Source organism: Kitasatospora sp. NPDC127067 (assembly GCF_042724755.1).
Classification (GTDB): domain Bacteria; phylum Actinomycetota; class Actinomycetes; order Streptomycetales; family Streptomycetaceae; genus Kitasatospora; species Kitasatospora lactacystinica.
The window spans coordinates 1-17,042 of sequence record NZ_JBHXEM010000163.1 but is presented as its reverse complement, the minus strand read 5'-3'; the positions used below and the strand labels follow the sequence as shown (position 1 = coordinate 17,042).

The following is a 17,042-nucleotide window of genomic DNA, read 5'->3' as shown; positions in this document are numbered from 1 at the left end:
TGCCCCGCGGGGGGGCGCGGCAGGACCCCAGACGGCCGGCTCGGGCGGGGGCGCGGGCGCGCCCCCCGCCCCCCCCCCCCACGCTCCGGTCCTGCTCCGGCGTCAATTGACGAAGTAGCTGAACCCGACCGTCGCCGCGGACATCCCGGCGGCGATCTCCCGCGTCAGCGACCCCTGACAGTTCGCCGCGGAGTACACGTCGACCCTCGCGTCCGTGAGGTTCTGGACGAGTACGGGCGACAGGGTCGGGTAGCACCCCCGGGCCGGGTTCCGGTGCGCCACACCGTTCACCACCAGCACCCCCGTCGCCGCCTGTGCGGGCACGGCGGACGCGAGCACTCCGGCGGCGGCCAGCATCCCGACCGCGGCAATCCGACGACGCATGACTGTTCTCCCTTCCGAGGGCGCACAACCGGTCGCGGCGCCCTTCCGGGGCATGGATTCCCCCGCCGCCCCGTCCACGCCGGAGCCCCCGCCGCAATCCCCCGAACCGACGCGGGCGTACGGGCTCCTACCAGGGATATTGCCGCCCGCCCAGCGCGGCCCGCGCCGCACCTGCCAACCGCTCCCGCATCGCCGCCCCCGCTTCCCCTCGTCCCGGCCGTCCCCGTCCCGGTCGGCGCACCCTAGCGCCGCAGGTGGCGGCTCACATCGCCGACCAGGGTGATCCGCACCCGCCGCTCCGCGAACCGCCACCGCCCGTCCTCCCCGCGCGCGAAGCGGTCGTGGTACCGGCCGGCGGCGATGGCCTGCAGCGGCAGTTCGGGCAGCGCCTGCAGCACCGTGACGTACGAGCGCGCGACCGCCGTCCCCGCCCGCTCGTCGACCTCGACGGCCAGGTTGCCGGTGACGTGCTGGGTCCGCGGCGTCCCGTCGGCGTACACGGCGATCGTCTCCCGGAACATCGCCTCGATCGCCGCGGCCCCGCGGACCGGCGCGCCGCTGCCGACGAAGACGGCGTCGGCGAGCAGGGCGCCGAGCCCCGCGAAGTCGCCGTCGTCCACGAGTTCGGCGTAGCGCGCGATCAGGTTCTCGATCGCGCGGTGGCTCGGTACCGGATCGACGGACGCGGACATGCTCTCCCCCACGGGCCCGGCGGCAGTCGGTCCTTCCGCCCCTCTCCCCGACTCTCCCACGCTTTTGACCGGGCGTCGGAAATCCGCTGGCGGGGACGGCTGCCGGGATGTTAGCTTCCAGTCGCCCGTGAAACCGCCCGAGGAGGTGAGCCCCGTGAACGCAGTACCGATATGGGTGCTCCCCCTGGAGATCACGGCTGGCGACTGACCCAGGTGTCGCCGGGAGCGCCGCTTCGAGCAGGCATTCCCGAAAGGCAACACCGATGCACTCTTCCCTGTCTCTTCAGTCTCCTCGGTCTCTTCGGTTCACCGCCGAGTCCTCGGCGAACGGCATGATCGAGCGCGACTTCACCGTGGGCGGCGTCCCCGGTGTGCTCTGGTCCCCCGTCCGCGCCGGCTCCGGCGCGTCCTCCGCCTCCGACACCCGTCGTGCGCCCCTGGTCCTCATGGGCCACGGCGGCGGCACTCACCGGAAGCACCCGTCCATGTCGGGCCGGGCGCGGCTCCTGGTGGCCGGCTGCGGCTTCCACGTCGCCGTCCTCGACGCCCCCGGGCACGGCGACCGGCCGCGCAGCGCGCACGACGAGGCGGAGATCGCCGAGCTGTACCGCGCCCGGGCGGCGGGCGAGCCGGAGGGGCCGATCGTGGTGCGCTACAACGCGCACCTGGCGGAGCTCGCCGTGCCCGAGTGGCGGGCGGCGCTGGACGCGCTCCAGCAGCTTCCGGAGATCGGCGCCGACGGGCCGGTCGGCTACTTCGGCCTCAACATGGCCACCGCGATCGGCGTGCCGCTGGTGGCGGTCGAACCCCGGATCACGGCCGCGGTGTTCGGGCTGCACTGGCCGGACGCCCTGGCCGAGAAGGCGCGGCGGATCACCGTCCCGATCGAGTTCGACCTCCAGTGGGACGACGAGCACATCCCGCGCGAGGCCGGCCTGGCGTTGTTCGACGCGTTCGCCTCGACGGAGAAGACGCTGCACGCGAACACCGGCCGGCACAAGGACCTGCCCCGCTTCGAGGCCGACAGCGCGGTCCGCTTCCTCGCCCGCCACCTCGGCCGCCCGACGTCCGGGCCGGCGTCCGGGCCGGCGTCCGGGCCGGCACAGGGGGCGGCCCCTGTGCCGGTGTCCGGGCCGGCCGCCGCGTCGGCCTGACGCGAACGGTCGCGGCGCCCGGCGGCTACCGGCCGGGCGCCTCAGCCAGCCGGGAGATCTCGGCGGCGACGGCCTCCGGTTCGGCGGCGACGGTGACGCGGGCGACGCCGTCCAGGCCCGGGTGGGCGCCGACCCGGACGGAGTGCCGGGCGTTGCGCAGCAGGTCGAGGTCGTTGATGTCGTTGCCGAAGGCGTTGTACGCGTCGATCCCCAGCGAGGTCAGCGCCTCCCACTTGTTCGTGGTGCCCGGGGCGAAGTCGATGATCGCTTCGTCGAGGTGGTGGTTGACGGTCATCCCGAGCGCGCGGCCGGCCTCCGCGAGGGCCGCCGGGTCGGCCGCGTCGACCACCAGGAACTTGACCACGGCGGGGAGTTCGGCGAGCTCCACCCTGCGGGCGAGGCCGCCCTGGTCGACCCGGCCGCGGATCGGGTGGTCGGCCGGTCCGGTGTAGGCGTAGTCCCACGGGCCGTCGGCGAGGTAGCCCGCCCGGAACCGCTCGACCTCGGTCAGCAGCCGGTCGAGGTCACCGGCCTCGAATGCGGCCCGCGCCCGCACCCGGCCGTCGACGGAGACCAGGCTGCCGTTGCCGCCGATCAGCGTGGCGGCGGGAAAGGCCCCGTCGAGGACGGGCAGGAGGTCGCGGACCGGCCGGGCGGAGGCGAAGACCAGCTGGTGCCCGGCCCGCTCGCAGTCCGCCAGCGCGGCGAGGATCCGGCGGTCGATCGTCCGCCCGTCGAAGCAGAGGGTGCCGTCGATGTCGAAGACCGTGGTGCGGGCGCTGGTGGTGATCATCGTGCGATCGTATCCAGGCGGTGCGGTGCACGATCCCGTGGCCCTTCGGGTACGGCCGGAGCGGGAAGTCGGCGGGCCCGACGTCCCACTCCGGCCGCAGCCCTCCGACACGTCCCCGCCGACACGTCCCCGTCGTCCGGGCGGGACGGTCACGCGCGGGCCGGGCCGGTCGCCGGTCGCGCCGCGCGGCGGTGGCGGCGGACGGCGTCGCGGTTGGCGCAGAGCTGGGAGCAGTAGCGCCGGCGGCCGGTCCGCGTGGTGTCGGCGAAGAGGGTGGTGCACTCGGCGACGGCGCACCGGCCGAGCCGGTGCATGCCGCGGCCCACCAGGTGGAAGGCGGTGCCGACGGCGATCAGGGTGGACAGCACGGCGGCGAACGGCTGGTGGTCGTCGCGGTAGTGGAGGTGCCAGCCATCGGCGTGGTCGGTCAGCCGGGGGTGGGCGGCGTCGGCGGCCAGCATCCGGTTGAGCCGTTCGGCCCGTTCGCGCTCGTCGGCCGCGTCGACCACCGACTCCCAGCTGTCCAGCAGGGCCAGGATGCGCGCCAGGTCCGCCGGCAGGACCGGTCCGTCGACCACCAGCCCGGCCGCGCGGCAGCGGTCCACCAGTTCCCCGGCGGTTCCGGGGCGCCGGTTGGCCAGTTCCGCGGCGAGGTGCACGGCGCCTTCACCGTAAGGGTTGAGATGCATAAGACCATGACACCAGGCTGCTGAGCATGAGTCAGCACACCGACACCGAAAAGCGCTTCGGGCCGAGGGATGCCGGGGAAGCCGCCCGCCCGCTCCGGTACCGCTGGGTGGTCCTCGGCGTCGCCACCGTCACCCAGGCCGCCTCCGGCTTCTTCGTCCAGGGCATCGGGGCGATGGCCGTCCCCCTGCAGCAGTCGCTGGACCTCAGCACGACCCGGCTCGGCCTGCTCCTGTCCGCCTCCCAACTGGTGCCGCTGGTCGGCCTGCTGGTGGCCGGTGCGCTCCTGGACCGGCACAACGAGCGCTGGGTCGTCGGCATCGGTTCCGCCGTGGTCGCCGCGGCCCTGCTCCTCGGCGGCCTGGCGCAGGGGTACGCCTCCCTGCTCGCCGTCCTGCTGGTCGTCGGCGCCGGGTACAGCACCGTGCAGCCCGGCGGCAGCAAGTCGGTGGCCGTCTGGTTCGCCCCGGCGCAGCGGGGACTGGCCATGGGCGTCCGCCAGGCGGGGCTGCCGCTGGGCGGCGCACTCGCCGCCGCCGTCCTGCCGCTGGTGGCCGTGGTGCACGGGTGGCGGGCGGCGCTGGTGATCGGCGGGCTGATCGCTCTCGTGGGCGCCGGGCTCTTCACCGCCCTCTACCGGCGGCCGCCGGCCGCCACGGCCGTGCGCCCCGCTCCCGGCACCGCCGCGCCGACGGCCTCCGTCGGCTCCCGGCTGCGGATGCTCCGCGAGCCGGCCATGACGAGGATCCTGTTCTCCGGCCTGAGCCTGGTCTCGGTGCACAGCGGCATCGGCGTGCTCGGCGCGCTGTACCTCCACGACGTGACGGCCCTCGGCCCCGGTCCGAGCGCCGCCGTCCTGGTGGCGGTCCAGGTGGCGGGGGCGGCCGGCCGGATCGCGCTGGCGGCCTGGAGCGACCGCAGCCGTGCCGGGCGGTACCGGCCCGTCCTGGTCTGCCTGGGCGCGGTGGTGGCCGGATTGACGGTCCTGACGACGCCGGCGGGTCACTCCCCCGTGGTGGCCGCCCTCCTGTTCACCTGGCTGGGCTTCTTCGGCATCGGCTGGTACGGCCCCTGGGTGGCCCACCTGGCGGAGTCGGCCCCACCGGGCCGGACGGGCTTCGCCCTCGGACTGGTCATGGCGGTCAACCAACTGGCCGTCGTCCTGGTCCCGCCCGCCCTCGGGCTGCTCCGCGACACCACCCACGGCTTCACCGCCGCCTGGGCCGCCCTCGCCGCGGCCACGGCCGCGACCCTCGTGCTGACCGCCCGCGGCGGTGGCGGCCGGCACGGCACCCCCGCCGCCACGGGCCGCACACCGGCGGGTACGGTACGGCCGTGAGCAACGAGACGCCTCCCGGGTGGTACCCGGTCCCCGGTCCGGACGGCGCCCCCGGCCACGAGCGCTGGTGGGACGGCAACACCTGGACCAGCGACGTCCGGCCGGCCCAGGGCGGCTACGGCTACCCGGGCCAGGAGGCGCCCCCGGCACAGCAGGCGTACCCGGGCCACCCCGGCCAGCAGGCCTACCCCGGCCCGCAGACGTACCCGGCCGCGGGCTACGGCCAACCCGGCCCCGGCTACCCGCCGATGGCCGCGGCCCCGCTCCCCGCCCCCAGGCGGGCCAAGCCCGGTGTGATCATCGCCGTCGCGGTCGGCGTCCTGGCGGTCGGCGGCAGCGTCGCCGGAGTCGCGCTCAGCCACGGCGGCGACCCGACGGCGGACCCGACCACCGATCCCACCGTTTCCGTCAGCCGCAGCGCCGGCCCGACCACGAGCCCCGGCCCCACCCCGAAGCCGGCCACGCCCAAGCCCGCCCCGGTCCTCAGGAGCACCGTCGCGGACCAGCAGCACTCGATCACCCTCCCGGTGTTCGAGGGCTGGGAGGTGACGACGACCGACACCCCGCAGTGGTCGGTCTACCTCGGCAGCGGCCGCTACACCTGCGCGAACGGCAAGGCCTGCATCCGCGGCCGGTTCTCGGTGGAGAAGAACACCATCCAGGGCGACAGTGCGAAGGCCGCCGCAGACGCCGCCATGCCGACCGTCGCCAAGCAGATCTTCAGCGGGATGACCTCGCAGACCGACTACGGCTCGGGCAGCCTCGCCGTCGCCGGCGTGGCCGGCTACGCGACCCGCTGGCACATCACCAACGCCGACGGCACCCAGGGCTACGTCCTGCTGGCCGCCCTCCCCGCGAAGGGCGGGGGCTACGTGGTCTTCGACGGCGGCGTGGACGACGACCCGGCCGCCCCGGACGTCTCGGTGCTGGACCAGATCCTCCTGGGCGTCAAGAAGGACGACACCCCCACCAGCGGCACCTGACGTCCCGTTCCGGCGGTGTCGCGACCGCCGTCGCCCTCGCAGCCACGGCCGCAGCCGCCCCGCCTCCGGGCGCGGGGCCGCGCGGCTACGCCGCCCGGTCGTCCGGGAGCCGTTCCGGGAAGGTCGGCGGCGGGAGCGGGCGCGGGCGCGGGCGTGCGGTGGGCCGGTCGCTGCGGCGCAGGACGAAGACCCCCGGGAGGGCGATCAGGCCGGGCCCGGCGAGCAGGCCGGCCAGCCACTGGCGGCCGTCCAGGCCGACGATCACCGAGCCGGCGAGCATTCCGGCGGCGAGCACGAATCCGGCCGCCAGTCCGCCGACGTAGAGCTGGTGGGCGCGCTGGTCCCTGCGGTCCTGAGCCGCGATCCGGGCGCGCTCGGTCACGTGCTCCTCCCGCATCCGGGCCGCTTCGAGCGCCGAGGCCGACGCCGTCCGCTCGCGTTCCAGCGACGCCTGGTGGCGTTCCCGGGCACTCTCCCGGGCGTGTTCGCGCCGGAGTTCCAGTTCGAGGTGCTCCAGGGCCACCCGCAGGTGCTCGGGCGGAAGCCGGGACCACTGGGTGGCGATCTCCAGGGCCGTCGGGCGGCGGGTGCGGCTCTCCTCGGGGGTGGTCACCGGTCGTCACCTCGGGGCGTGGGGGCGCTGCGGTCGGGGCTGCGGGCGGCGCCGGGCGGCGGGCCGAGCCGGAGGAAGAGGCGTTCCAGGCCCTCGGTGACGGTCTCGGCGGCCACCGGGGTCAGCGGGTCGTCGGTGTACTCCAGCAGGGGCCGGTGCCCGGCCCCGATGCCGCTCCCGGTGACCGCCGCGCCGCCGTCCGCCCAGGCGAGGACGCTGCCGGAGACACCGGACCGGTAGACCGTCCCGCTGCCCACCGGCCCCGCCTCCGAGAGGCCCTCCGAAAGACCCGGCGGCAGGCCCTCGGGGACGGGGAACCCCAGGCCCATGGGTGCGGGCCCGGTCGGCAGCGGGCTCCGAACGCGCCTCCCGGGCCCGTCCGCCCGTGCGCCCGGTCGTGGCGGCGTCGGCAGCGCCAGCGCGGCCAGCACCGCCGCGGCCAGCGCCGGAACGGCCGCCCACCAGCCGATCCCGGTGGCGGCGTACAGGGCCAGCGTCCCGGACCAGACCAGGACGGCCGCGCCGCCGAGCACCGGACGTCCGTTCCCCACACCGCCCCCTTCCTCCGATCCGAGCCTACCCATGACGAGGGCCCCCCGGTCGGAGAACTCCGCCGAGGGGCCCGGAAGGTGGCGAGGGGTCAGCTGTGCTGCGGGGCGGGCAGCGTCGCCGAGCCCGCGAGCAGCGGCCACTCCCGGTGGAACGGCGGCAGGGGCAGCTTGCCCTCGATGATCGGGGTGCCGAAGACCTTCAGGTGGGCGAGCAGCGAGCCGTTCAGGTCGACGCCGCCGACCAGCGACCAACTGCCCTGCGCCTGCGGCGGGTTGCCGGAGGAGTCGGCGACCAGCGAGCCCTCGGCCTGGGCGCGCAGGTAGGGGGCGACGGTGGTCTCCACGCCGACGGTGTCGTACAGGCCGAGGCTGATCTCGGCGCCGAGCGCGGCCCGGACGCCCGCCTTGCCGTTGAGCCGCACGTGCACCGGGGTGACCTTGGTCTCGGCGCTGGTGGCCGGGGTCCAGCCCTTGCCGCCGGTGTAGTCGGCGCGCACCGCCCAGGTGCCGGTGGCGTCCTGTTCCGCCTCCAGGTGGACCTGGCCGTCGGCGCTGACCTCCAGGTAGCAGGTGAGGCCGAGGTTGACGACCACCGGCAGGCCGGCGACCGTCAGCACCGGGCTGGCCTGCAGCTTGGCGAAGGGCACCCGGACGGGGGCCGCGCCGGTGCTGCGGGCGGCGTCGCCGGTGACCTTCCACTGGGCGTGGGCGCCGAGGTCGAAGCCGATCGAGGCGGTGCGCGGGCTGCCGGCCGCCGCGCCGTGGTAGGCGAAGTGGACGGCGGGGTGGAGCTGGAGCGAGCCGGACGCGTCGAGGCTCGCGCCGTCGGGCAGCGGGACGGGGGCCTTGAGGTTCACCTCCAGGGTGCCGGAGGCGTCGGCCTGGACGCCGTTCCCGGTCAGGCCGGCGGTCGCCTTGAGGTCCTTGACCAGCGGGGTCACGGTGATGCCGTGCGGGTCGACGGGGACGTTGCCGTCGGCCTCGGTGCCGCCCAGGAGTTCGGCCAGGGTGGCCGGACGGGTGGTCAGGGCGATGGTGTTGCCCGTGCCGGGCCGGACGCCGGTGACGGCGACCAGCGCGCCCTGCGGGGCGGCGGCGGTGGGCGGGCTGGCGATCAGCTGCCCGGGTTGGACGGCCGCGGCCGCGACTGCGGCAGGCGGGACGGCGCCCGGCGAGGTCGTGGCCGAGGCTGTGGGCGAAGCAGTGGGCGAAGCCGTGGCCGGGGCGGCCGGGGCCGATGCCGGGGCGCCCGGCCCCGTCGCCGACAGCACGGCCGTGCCGCCCGCCGGGTCGTAGGCCGTCAGCTGGAGGTTCTTCGCCGCCGCCGTGACGGCGCCACCGTCCTTGCCCGGGCTGCCGATCGCGGCCTGGTGGTCCCCGGCGGGTGCGGCGGTGACGGTGGTTCTGCTCGGGGTCGGACGGCCGGCGGCGGGGCTGCCCGCCTTGGCGCGCGGGGTGCTGCCGGCGGGCGGGGCGGCGGCCGGGCTGCCCCCGGCGGCGGTCGCGGCCGGGTCGGCGACGGTGGCGGCGGCCGGTGCGGCACCGGCCTGGGAGGTACCGGGGCTGGTCGGCCCGCACGCGGCGGCCCCGGCGAGGACGAGGGTGAGGACGGCGGGGCCGGCGGCCCTGCCTATGGAGCTCTTGAACACGCGGCGTCATGTTACTGACGAGGAATAAGTTTGTCGAAGACAGGCCAAAAAATCCGGACCGATCAGGTTTAACCGCAGGTCATCCGAGGTCCGTCAGAGTGGACGGATCAGCCGGGCGAACCGGGCCCCGCCCCAGCCGCGCCGCCGGCAGCGGAGACCCGTCCAGCGCACCGACCCCGCCCGCGCCCCTGTCCGCGTCCTCGCGGTCGCCCTCGCCCGAGAGCTCGGCGAGGTACCGCGAGCGCGCCATCGGTTCCGCCCCGAGGCTCCGCACGTGCGGCCCGTCCCACTGCGCGTCGAGCAGCCGCCCGCCCGCCGCGCCGAACCTCGCCCCGAGGTCGGCGACGGCGACCCGGGCGGCGTCCGGACGGCGGTGGAACATCGAGTCCAGGCTCAGCACCGGGCCGACCACCACCCCGAACACGCCGCCGATCAGCTCCTCCCCCTCCCACACCTCGCCGCTGTGCGCCACCCCCAGCCCGTGCAGCTTCATCAGCGCCGCCGCCAACTCCTCTGTGAGCCAGACCGGTTGACGCCCCTCGGCGCACGCGGCCAGCACCTGCCCGAAGGCCCGGTCCGCGCTCGTCCACCACGAGGACCGGTTGCGCAGCCGCCGCTCCAGCCGCCTCCCGAGCCGGACGCCGTCGGGCACGATCACCGGCCGCGGGTCGGGCGACCACCAGGCCAGCGCGTACGGGTCCGCCCCGCCCGGCAGCAGCGCCACCTCGCCCGCCTCGACGGCGTCCCCGTACAGCGCCTCGCTGTACGCGCTCGCGTACACGTCCGCCGCCGGCAGCGGGAACAGCCCGCGCCGGTACGCCGCCAGCAGTTCTCCGGGCCCGAGCGACCCGCCGAAGGCCACCGGGCCGTCGCCGGAGCCGAGTCGCCCGCCCAGCGCGTCGAAGAGGCTCGCGCCGGAAAGGCTCCCCTCGGCACGGCTCCCCTCGGCACGGCTCCCCTCGGAACGGCTCCCCTCGGAACGGCTCACGGCGACGCCGCCCGCAGGAAGCCCTCCCGCTCCAGCCCCGCCAGGTAGTGGTCGATCAACCCGGCCTCCACCGGAGGCAGTTCGATCCCGCTCCCGGCCAGCGCCGCGTCCGCGTTGACCCGCTCGAACAGCGGGAACGTCGGCCGGAAGTACATCTCGCTGATCGACAGTTCCGTCCCCGGCGCGCGGTCCACGAACAGCGGGACGAACGGTGCGATCGGGTGCGTCGGGTTCCCGGCGGCGAACCGGACCAGCCGCCGCACCCAGTCCCCGTACGGCAGTGGGGCGATCCGGTGGCCGCGCGCCCGCAGCCGCTCGGCGAGGTCGGCGAGGACGCCGGGCTGCGGGGAGGTGAGGTGGTAGACCTCGCCGGCGGCCGGTGCGTGGGCGGCGATGTGGGCGACGGCCCGGGAGAAGCGGTCGGCGGGGACGAAGTCGAGCAGCAGCTGCACGTCCGGGCAGGTACCGCTGTCGGCCAGGTAGGCGATCAGCGCGCACAGTTCGGTGCCGGTGTTCATCGCCCCGTCCGCGAGGTCCCCGGTGACGTCGTTGGTGCGCAGCACGGTGACCGGCAGGCCGGCGGCGGCCGCGTTGTGCAGCAGCTGTTCGGCGACCCACTTGCTCTCGACATAGCCGACGCCGAGCAGCTCCGGGTGGGCGAGCGGGGTCCGTTCGGTGACCTTCGGGACGCCGGCCGCGCCGAAGCCGGCCAGGACGGCGAGGGTGGAGAGGTAGTGCACGGGGATGCCCCGGCTGTGCCCGGCGAGCCGGACGACCTCCCGGGTGCCGCCGACGTTGGGGCGGCGCAGCTGGTGGTACGGGTAGAGGAAGTTGACCTGCCCGCCGAGGTGGTGGATCGCGTCGAGGTGCCCGGCCAGCCAGTCGAACCGGTGGTCCGTCAGCCCGAGTGCGGGCCGGGTGAGGTCGCCGACCAGCGGCACCACCCGCCGGTCGGCGAGGTCGTGCCGCAGGAAGCGCTGCTGCGCCGCCCGCAGCCGTTCCAGCGCGTGTTCCTCGTCGGGCGCGCGGACCAGGCAGTGGATGCGAGCCCGGGTGGTGGCGAGCAGCGCGTGCAGCAGGTGGGCGCCGCAGAAGCCGGTGGCGCCGGTGAGCAGGATCTCGGCGGGCTCGGCCCGGGAGGGCGCCGGGCTCCAGGACTGCCGGAGGTCGTCGGTGAGCCGGGCCTCCGCGAACCAGTCGACGCCGGCGTCCCGTTCGGCGCCCGCGGGGCCCTCCGTGCGCGCCGCCCGCAGGGCCCCCGCGAAGGCGTGCAGGACGGGTTCGCGCAGCAGTGCCCGGGTGAGCGCCCGCACCTGCCCGACGTCGATGCCGAACATGATCCGGGCCCGCGCCAGCATCTCCATCGCGAGCAGCGAGGTGCCGCCGAGCGCGAAGAAGTCGCCGTCCGGGCCGACGTGTTCGACGCCGAGCAGCTCCGCCCACAGCTGCCCGACGGCTGCCTCGACCGCGTCCGCACCGAACGCATCGGACGCACCGGAGGCACCCGCTCCAGCCGGAACGGCCGGAACGGCCGGAACGGCCGGAGCAGCCGGGCCGGCCGGACCACCCGAACCGACCGGGCGCACCGGCGCGTGCGGCAGCCGCCGCCGGTCGATCTTCCCCGCCGCCGTCAGCGGCATCGCCGCCAGCGGCACGAAATCGGCCGGCACCAGGTACTCCGGCAGCCGCTCGGCCAGGAACGCCCGGATCCCCCGCGCCCCGCCGGCCGCCCCGGGGGCGAGCGTGTAGTACGCCGTGAGCGTGCGGCTGCCGTCCGCCGCCTCCCCGTCGGCCGCGATCCGGGCCTGCCGGACGTCCGGGTGGGCGGCCAGGACGGCCTCGATCTCGGCCGGGTCCACCCGGTGCCCGCGCACCTTCAGCTGGTCGTCGAAGCGCCCGAGGATCTCCAGCTGCCCGTCGGCCCGCCACCGTCCGGCGTCGCCGGTGCGGTACATCCGCTCGCCGGGCAGCGGCGCGTACGGGTCGGGCAGGAAGGACTCGGCGGTGAGCCCGGCCTGCCGCCAGTAGCCGCGGGCGAGGCCGGGCCCGCCGAGGTGGATCTGCCCCTTCTCCCCGGGCCGGACGGGGCGCAGCCGGGCGTCGAGCACGTGCACCCGCACTCCGGGCAGTGGCCGGCCGATCGGTACGGGCGCGGCGGAGCCGCCCGGTCCCGTCGGGCCCGGGCCGGTGGCGCCCCCGCCGAGGAGGTCGGCCGTGACCTCGCAGAGCGTCGAGGTGACGGCCGCCTCGGTGACCCCGTACGCGTTGAGCAGCCGGGCGCCGGGCAGCCGTTCCAGGCAGTGGCGGCAGTCGTCGGCGTGCACGACGTCCCCGCCGACCACGACCAGCCGCAGTTCCCGGGGGCCGGGCCCGCCGGGCGGGAGCAGGTCGAGCAGGTGGTGCCAGTAGGCGGGGGTGAGGTCGGCGACGGCCAGGCCCAGCCCGGGCAGCCGGCCGGCCAGTTCGGTGGGCGCCCAGGTGCCGCCCGCGTCCCCGCCGCCGCCCAGCACGACGGTCGCGCCCGCGAGCAGGGCGCCGAACACCTGCTCCAGCGCGGTGTCGGAGCCGAGCGCGGCCAGTTGCAGGACGCGTTCGCCCGGGCGCAGCCGGTAGGCGTGGACGATCCGGTCGAGGGTGAACAGCAGCGCACGGTGGGTGACGGGCACGCCTTTGGGGCGGCCGGTCGTGCCGGAGGTGTAGATCAGGTAGGCGAGGTCGTCGGGGACGGCGCCGTCGTCTCCCAGGAACTCGCCGGAGCCGCCGCTCCCCGGTCCGAGCACGGGTACCCGGGAGGTCCCCGGGAAGCCGTCGCCGTCCGCGACCACCACCCGGGCCCCGCAGTCCTCGACGAGCCCGGCCAGCCGTCGCCGCGGGTGGGCCGGGTCCAGTGGCAGGAAGGCCCCGCCGGCCTTGAGCACGGCCAGCCAGGCGGTCACCAGCCCGGCCCCGCGTTCCAGGCAGACCGGCACGACCTGCTCGGGGCCGGCCCCGCGGGCCCGGAGTACGGCGGCCAACCGGTCGCTGCGCAGGTCGAGTTCGCGGTAGCTCAGCGTGGCGTCGGCGGCGATGACGGCGACCGCCTCCGGGTCGTGCGCCGCCCGCGCGCGGAACAGTCCGTGCACCGTGTCGGCGAATCCGGCCGCCGCGCGCCGTACGGGGGCGCCGTCGGGGAAGCCCAGTTCGGCGGGGCGCCACTCGCGCTCCACCCGCTCCCGGCAGTCGGCCCGCCGGGCCGGTCCGTGGACCTGCCGCCAGCCGGCCGGGACGGTCAAGTCCCCTGGCCAGATCGCATACTGACCGTTGTCGTTGCGGACCACGGCGTGACGGTCGGAGCTCACATCCGTACGTACGCCCTGTGCGCTGTCTACTGCGTCGTCCACCGGCTTGACCTCGTGCTGTGGCGGCAGAATGCTGGGGAGTGCGACATTTCCGACTATACGCACTCCTGCCCCATCGAGGCCGTCCGGTCGCACCCCCACCGGACGCCTCGGTGCTGCGCGAAAGCGCCCACCCCGTCCCAGCCCCGGGCCGGCCCGTACGCCTCGCCCGCCCAGTCCTCGCCCGAACTCCCCCGCCCGACCGGCGGGGTGGTGTCGCGGAGGAGGTAGCCTCGTTGACTCGCCGGTGCCAACGCCTGATGGTCTGTTACCTGCTCTGGATGGTGCTGTTCACCGGCATCTACTACGCGAATCCGAGCCAGCGGATCATCTGGTGGACGGGCATCGGCCTCGGCGGCGTCGCCGCGATCGTGGTCGGCGTCCGTCTCTACCGGCCCGCGCACGCGCGCTTCTGGTACGTGCTGGCACTCGCCAACCTCAGCTTCACCGTGGGCGAGGTGATCCAGGCCGTCCAACTGGACATCCTGCACCTGCCCAACCCGTTCCCGTCCGTCGCGGACGGCTTCTACCTCGCCGAGTACGTGCTGTACGCGGTCGGCGTGCTGGGCTTCATCCGCTGGCGCACGGCCCGTCAGGACCGCGCCGGGCTGCTCGACGCCCTCATCCCCACCATCGGACTGGCCCTGCTCGCCTGGATCTACCTGATCCTCCCGTACGCCCGGAACCCGGACCTCGACTGGATCCAGAAGGCCGTCTCGATCGCCTACCCGCTCGGCGACGTGGTCGTGCTCGCCCTGCTGCTGCGCCTGCTGACCCCGCGCGGGGGCAACTCCCGCTCGCTGCAGCTGCTCGCCGTCGGCTCGCTCGGCCTCCTGGTCTCCGACGTGCTGTACGGGCTGATCCAGCTGCACGGCACCTGGCACATCGGCACGCCCGTCGAACTCGGCTGGGCCGCCTTCTACACCGCCTGGGGCGCGGCGGCACTGCACCCGTCGATGGTCGAGCTGACCCGGCCGGTGCCCACCCAGCAGCCGGACCTGAGCACCGCCCGGCTGGTGCTGCTCACCCTCGCCTCGCTGATCGCCCCGGCGATCCTGATCATCGAGGCGCTGGCCGGCAACACCGGCAACGCGGGCGTGATCGGCGCGTTCTCCGCGCTGCTCTACCTGCTGGTGCTGGCCCGGCTGGCGGTGGTCGTCTCCGACCGCCGGCAGGCCGTCGCCCGCGAGCGGACGCTGCGCGAGGCGGGCGCCCGGCTGACCGCCGCCGTCACGGTGGAGGAGGTCGCGGACGCCGTCCAGTCCGCCGCGTCGACGCTGATGCCGGCCGAGGCCGGACACGTCGCCCTGCTCGCGGTGACCGAGGAGGGCGTGCTGCACGTGCGGCACGCCGGGAGCGGCTCCGCCCGGCAGGCGCCGCAGGACGCCGCACCGTCCGAGCAGGTGCTGGAACTCGCCGCCGCCCGGGAGACGCTGCTGCTGCCCGTGGCTGCCCTGGGCCTGGACGCCGCCCCGCCCGGCACGTCCAAACCCGGCACGTCCAAGCCCGGCCCCGCGCGGTCCGCCGCCGCCAGGCCCGCCGGCGACCGGCGCACCCGCCTGCCGTACGCCCTGGTCTGCCCGCTCACCCTCGCCGAGCGCCCCTCCGGCGATCCGCTGATCGGCGCGCTCATCGTCACCGGCACCGAGCAGGAGCTGACCAGCCTCTGGAGCTCGCTGGAGATCCTCGCCGCACAGGCGGCCCTCGCGGTCGAACGGTTGGTGCTGAGCCGGGAGGTCGCCCGCCGCAACAGCGAGCTGTACTTCCGCACCCTGGTGCAGAACGCCAGCGACGTCATCCTGATCCTCGACGCCGACGACGGCGTGCGCTACGCCTCCCCGTCCGCCGAGACGGTGCTCGGTCACCCGAACCTGGCCGGCACCCTGCTGACCGACCTGGTCCCGCCCGAGGACAGCCGGGAGGTCGGCAAGGCGCTGGCCCGGATGCGCGGGCCGGCCGACCAGCCCCGGGCGGAGCAGCCGCGCGAGCACTGGCGGCTGCTGCGCCAGGACCGCACCCCGATCGAGGCCGAGGTCCGCTTCAACGACCTGCGCGCGGACCCGACCGTGGGCGCCCTGGTGCTCACCCTGCGCGATGTGACCGAGCAGCGGCAGATGGAGCGCGAGCTGACCCACCGCGCCTTCCACGACTCGCTGACCGGCCTGGCCAACCGGGTGCTGTTCCTGGACCGGGTCGGCCACGCCCTCTCCCGGGGCGAGCGCAGCGGAGCCGTCACGGGGGTGCTGTTCATCGACCTGGACGACTTCAAGGTGGTCAACGACACCCAGGGCCACGCGATCGGCGACGAGCTGCTGGTCGCGGTCTCGCTGCGGATCTCCACCGCGCTGCGCGCCTCGGACACCGCCGCCCGCCTCGGCGGCGACGAGTTCGCGGTGCTGGTGGAGGACGCGCGGCGGCCGGCCGACGTGGACACCATCGCGTCCGGGGTGCTGGCGGTGTTCGCCGAGCCGTTCAAGCTCAAGTCGGGCGCGGTACGGGTGACGGCCAGCATCGGCGTGGCGACCACCGAGGACAGCGTGGACGCGACCGAGCTGCTCACCCACGCCGACCTCGCGCTCTACTCCGCGAAGGCGGCCGGCCGCCGTCAGTGGCGCCACTACCGGTCGGCCCTGCAGACCGGGATGGTGGAGCGGCACGAGCTGAACGAGCACCTCGACTCGGCGATCGCGGAATCGGCCTTCCAGCTGTACTACCAGCCGATCGTCGACCTGCGCTCGGGTGACCTGGTCGCCTTCGAGGCGCTGGTCCGCTGGCCGCACGACCGGCGCGGCATGGTGCTGCCCGACGAGTTCATCGCCCTGGCCGAGGAGAGCGGCCAGATCGTCCCGCTCGGCGCCTGGGTGCTGGAGCGCGCCGCCCAGGAGGTCGCGGCCTGGCACGCCGCGAGTTCGGCGGTCCGCTCCGCCGCCGGCCGGCCGCCGCTGCGGGTCAACGTCAATGTCTCGGCCCGGCAGTTCCGCGACGCCGGGTTCGTGGACGTGGTCCGCCGGGCCCTGGCCACCACCGGCATCGACCCGCACACCCTGGTCCTGGAGCTGACCGAGTCCGTGCTGATGCGCCGCGACGACCGCATCCACGCCGACATGGCCACCCTGTCCGACCTCGGCGTCGGCATCGCCATCGACGACTTCGGCACCGGCTACTCCTCGCTCTCCTACCTGCGCGAGTTCCCGATCTCCCTGCTCAAGATCGACAAGTCCTTCATCGACGGCCTCGGCCACTCGCCCCAGCAGTACGCCCTGGTCGAGGGCATCACCCGGATCGCCGACACCCTCGGCGTCCAGGTCATCGCCGAGGGCATCGAGCACGCCGACCAGCGCGACCTGCTCGCCGCCATGGGCTGCCCGCTCGGCCAGGGGTACCTCTTCGCCCACCCCATGGACTCCCCGCAGGCCCGCGCCCTGGTCCGGCGGACCTCCTACGAACCCGCCTGAGCGCCGGCCCGCCCCGCTACTCCTTCCGCAGCGCGTGCGACAGCACCGTGAGCAGCGCCAGCGTGGGCCTCGCGTGCCCCGCCTCGACGGCCCGGACGTCGGCCTCCGGGAGGCCCGCCCGGGCGGCGAGGTCGCCGAGGGTGAGGCCGAGGTCGCCGCGGCGGGCACGGACGGCGCGGGCCAGGGCCTCGGCGGGGTCGCCGTCCGGATGGGCGGGGAAGTCCTCGATCAGGGGGCGCGCCAGATCCACCGAATTCTCCTCATCGGCCTGCGGGGCGCACAGTCTGGCACGCGATCAGCGGACGGGGACCCCCAGCGGGGGGGAAGGGTGCGTTTCCTCCGCTTGGGGTGCCCCAGTGTCTTATAAAAAAATAACA

14 protein-coding genes are annotated in these 17,042 nt (G+C 75.4%); 4 read left to right on the top strand and 10 right to left on the bottom strand.

What is annotated here, in order from left to right:
• Nucleotides 1-102 precede the first annotated feature (102 nt).
• Together ACFWJ4_RS37110 and ACFWJ4_RS37105 are read right to left on the bottom strand one after the other, a co-directional pair.
• A complete protein-coding gene (locus tag ACFWJ4_RS37110; RefSeq protein WP_380552595.1) occupies nucleotides 103-384 on the bottom strand; it encodes a hypothetical protein in 282 nt (93 codons plus the stop codon).
• A 242-nt stretch (nucleotides 385-626) separates the two neighbouring features.
• Nucleotides 627-1,076 carry a nuclear transport factor 2 family protein gene (locus tag ACFWJ4_RS37105; RefSeq protein ID WP_380552592.1) on the bottom strand — a complete coding sequence of 150 codons (450 nt, stop codon included), beginning with the start codon at nucleotides 1,074-1,076 and terminating at the stop codon, nucleotides 627-629.
• Between the two features lie 332 nt (nucleotides 1,077-1,408).
• Here ACFWJ4_RS37105 and ACFWJ4_RS37100 point away from each other — a divergent pair, with 332 nt between their 5' ends.
• Nucleotides 1,409-2,230 (top strand): alpha/beta hydrolase, encoded by an 822-nt coding sequence (locus tag ACFWJ4_RS37100; RefSeq protein WP_380552589.1) that lies wholly within the window; start codon nucleotides 1,409-1,411, stop codon nucleotides 2,228-2,230.
• 25 nt (nucleotides 2,231-2,255) lie between these two features.
• On the opposite strand, the gene ACFWJ4_RS37095 is transcribed toward ACFWJ4_RS37100, so the two are convergent.
• Both ACFWJ4_RS37095 and ACFWJ4_RS37090 read right to left on the bottom strand, forming a co-directional pair.
• On the bottom strand, nucleotides 2,256-3,023 hold the full coding sequence (locus ACFWJ4_RS37095) for an HAD hydrolase family protein (RefSeq protein ID WP_380552586.1): 768 nt from the start codon (nucleotides 3,021-3,023) through the stop codon (nucleotides 2,256-2,258).
• Between the two features lie 149 nt (nucleotides 3,024-3,172).
• Complete coding sequence (locus tag ACFWJ4_RS37090; RefSeq protein ID WP_359913482.1) at nucleotides 3,173-3,712, bottom strand: CGNR zinc finger domain-containing protein; 540 nt, start codon at nucleotides 3,710-3,712, stop codon at nucleotides 3,173-3,175.
• A gap of 26 nt (nucleotides 3,713-3,738) precedes the next feature.
• Between ACFWJ4_RS37090 and ACFWJ4_RS37085 the strand changes: the two genes are divergently transcribed.
• Nucleotides 3,739-5,049, top strand: coding sequence for an MFS transporter (locus tag ACFWJ4_RS37085; RefSeq protein WP_380552583.1), 1,311 nt, complete (start codon nucleotides 3,739-3,741; stop codon nucleotides 5,047-5,049).
• Nucleotides 5,046-6,032: a DUF2510 domain-containing protein gene (locus tag ACFWJ4_RS37080; RefSeq protein ID WP_380552581.1), complete on the top strand. Its 987-nt coding sequence runs from the start codon at nucleotides 5,046-5,048 to the stop codon at nucleotides 6,030-6,032. The genes ACFWJ4_RS37085 and ACFWJ4_RS37080 overlap by 4 nt, the downstream gene beginning before the upstream one ends.
• An 85-nt stretch (nucleotides 6,033-6,117) precedes the next feature.
• Here ACFWJ4_RS37080 and ACFWJ4_RS37075 read toward each other — a convergent pair whose 3' ends face one another.
• The 5 genes from ACFWJ4_RS37075 to ACFWJ4_RS37055 form a co-directional block, all read right to left on the bottom strand.
• Complete coding sequence (locus ACFWJ4_RS37075; RefSeq protein WP_380552578.1) at nucleotides 6,118-6,645, bottom strand: hypothetical protein; 528 nt, start codon at nucleotides 6,643-6,645, stop codon at nucleotides 6,118-6,120.
• A complete protein-coding gene (locus tag ACFWJ4_RS37070) occupies nucleotides 6,642-7,196 on the bottom strand; it encodes a hypothetical protein (RefSeq protein ID WP_380552575.1) in 555 nt (184 codons plus the stop codon). Before ACFWJ4_RS37070 ends, ACFWJ4_RS37075 begins: the two co-directional genes overlap by 4 nt.
• An 89-nt stretch (nucleotides 7,197-7,285) precedes the next feature.
• On the bottom strand, nucleotides 7,286-8,845 hold the full coding sequence (locus ACFWJ4_RS37065; RefSeq protein ID WP_380552572.1) for a hypothetical protein: 1,560 nt from the start codon (nucleotides 8,843-8,845) through the stop codon (nucleotides 7,286-7,288).
• 79 nt (nucleotides 8,846-8,924) lie between these two features.
• Complete coding sequence (locus ACFWJ4_RS37060) at nucleotides 8,925-9,833, bottom strand: leucyl/phenylalanyl-tRNA--protein transferase (RefSeq protein ID WP_380552569.1); 909 nt, start codon at nucleotides 9,831-9,833, stop codon at nucleotides 8,925-8,927.
• Nucleotides 9,830-13,213: an amino acid adenylation domain-containing protein gene (locus tag ACFWJ4_RS37055; protein WP_380552567.1), complete on the bottom strand. Its 3,384-nt coding sequence runs from the start codon at nucleotides 13,211-13,213 to the stop codon at nucleotides 9,830-9,832. The genes ACFWJ4_RS37060 and ACFWJ4_RS37055 overlap by 4 nt, the downstream gene beginning before the upstream one ends.
• Nucleotides 13,214-13,446: 233 nt before the next feature.
• Between ACFWJ4_RS37055 and ACFWJ4_RS37050 the strand changes: the two genes are divergently transcribed.
• Nucleotides 13,447-16,665, top strand: coding sequence for a putative bifunctional diguanylate cyclase/phosphodiesterase (locus ACFWJ4_RS37050; protein WP_380552564.1), 3,219 nt, complete (start codon nucleotides 13,447-13,449; stop codon nucleotides 16,663-16,665).
• A 16-nt stretch (nucleotides 16,666-16,681) separates the two neighbouring features.
• Here ACFWJ4_RS37050 and ACFWJ4_RS37045 read toward each other — a convergent pair whose 3' ends face one another.
• Nucleotides 16,682-16,915, bottom strand: a complete 234-nt coding sequence (locus tag ACFWJ4_RS37045; protein ID WP_359913507.1) for a helix-turn-helix transcriptional regulator — start codon at nucleotides 16,913-16,915, stop codon at nucleotides 16,682-16,684.
• Nucleotides 16,916-17,042 lie beyond the last annotated feature (127 nt).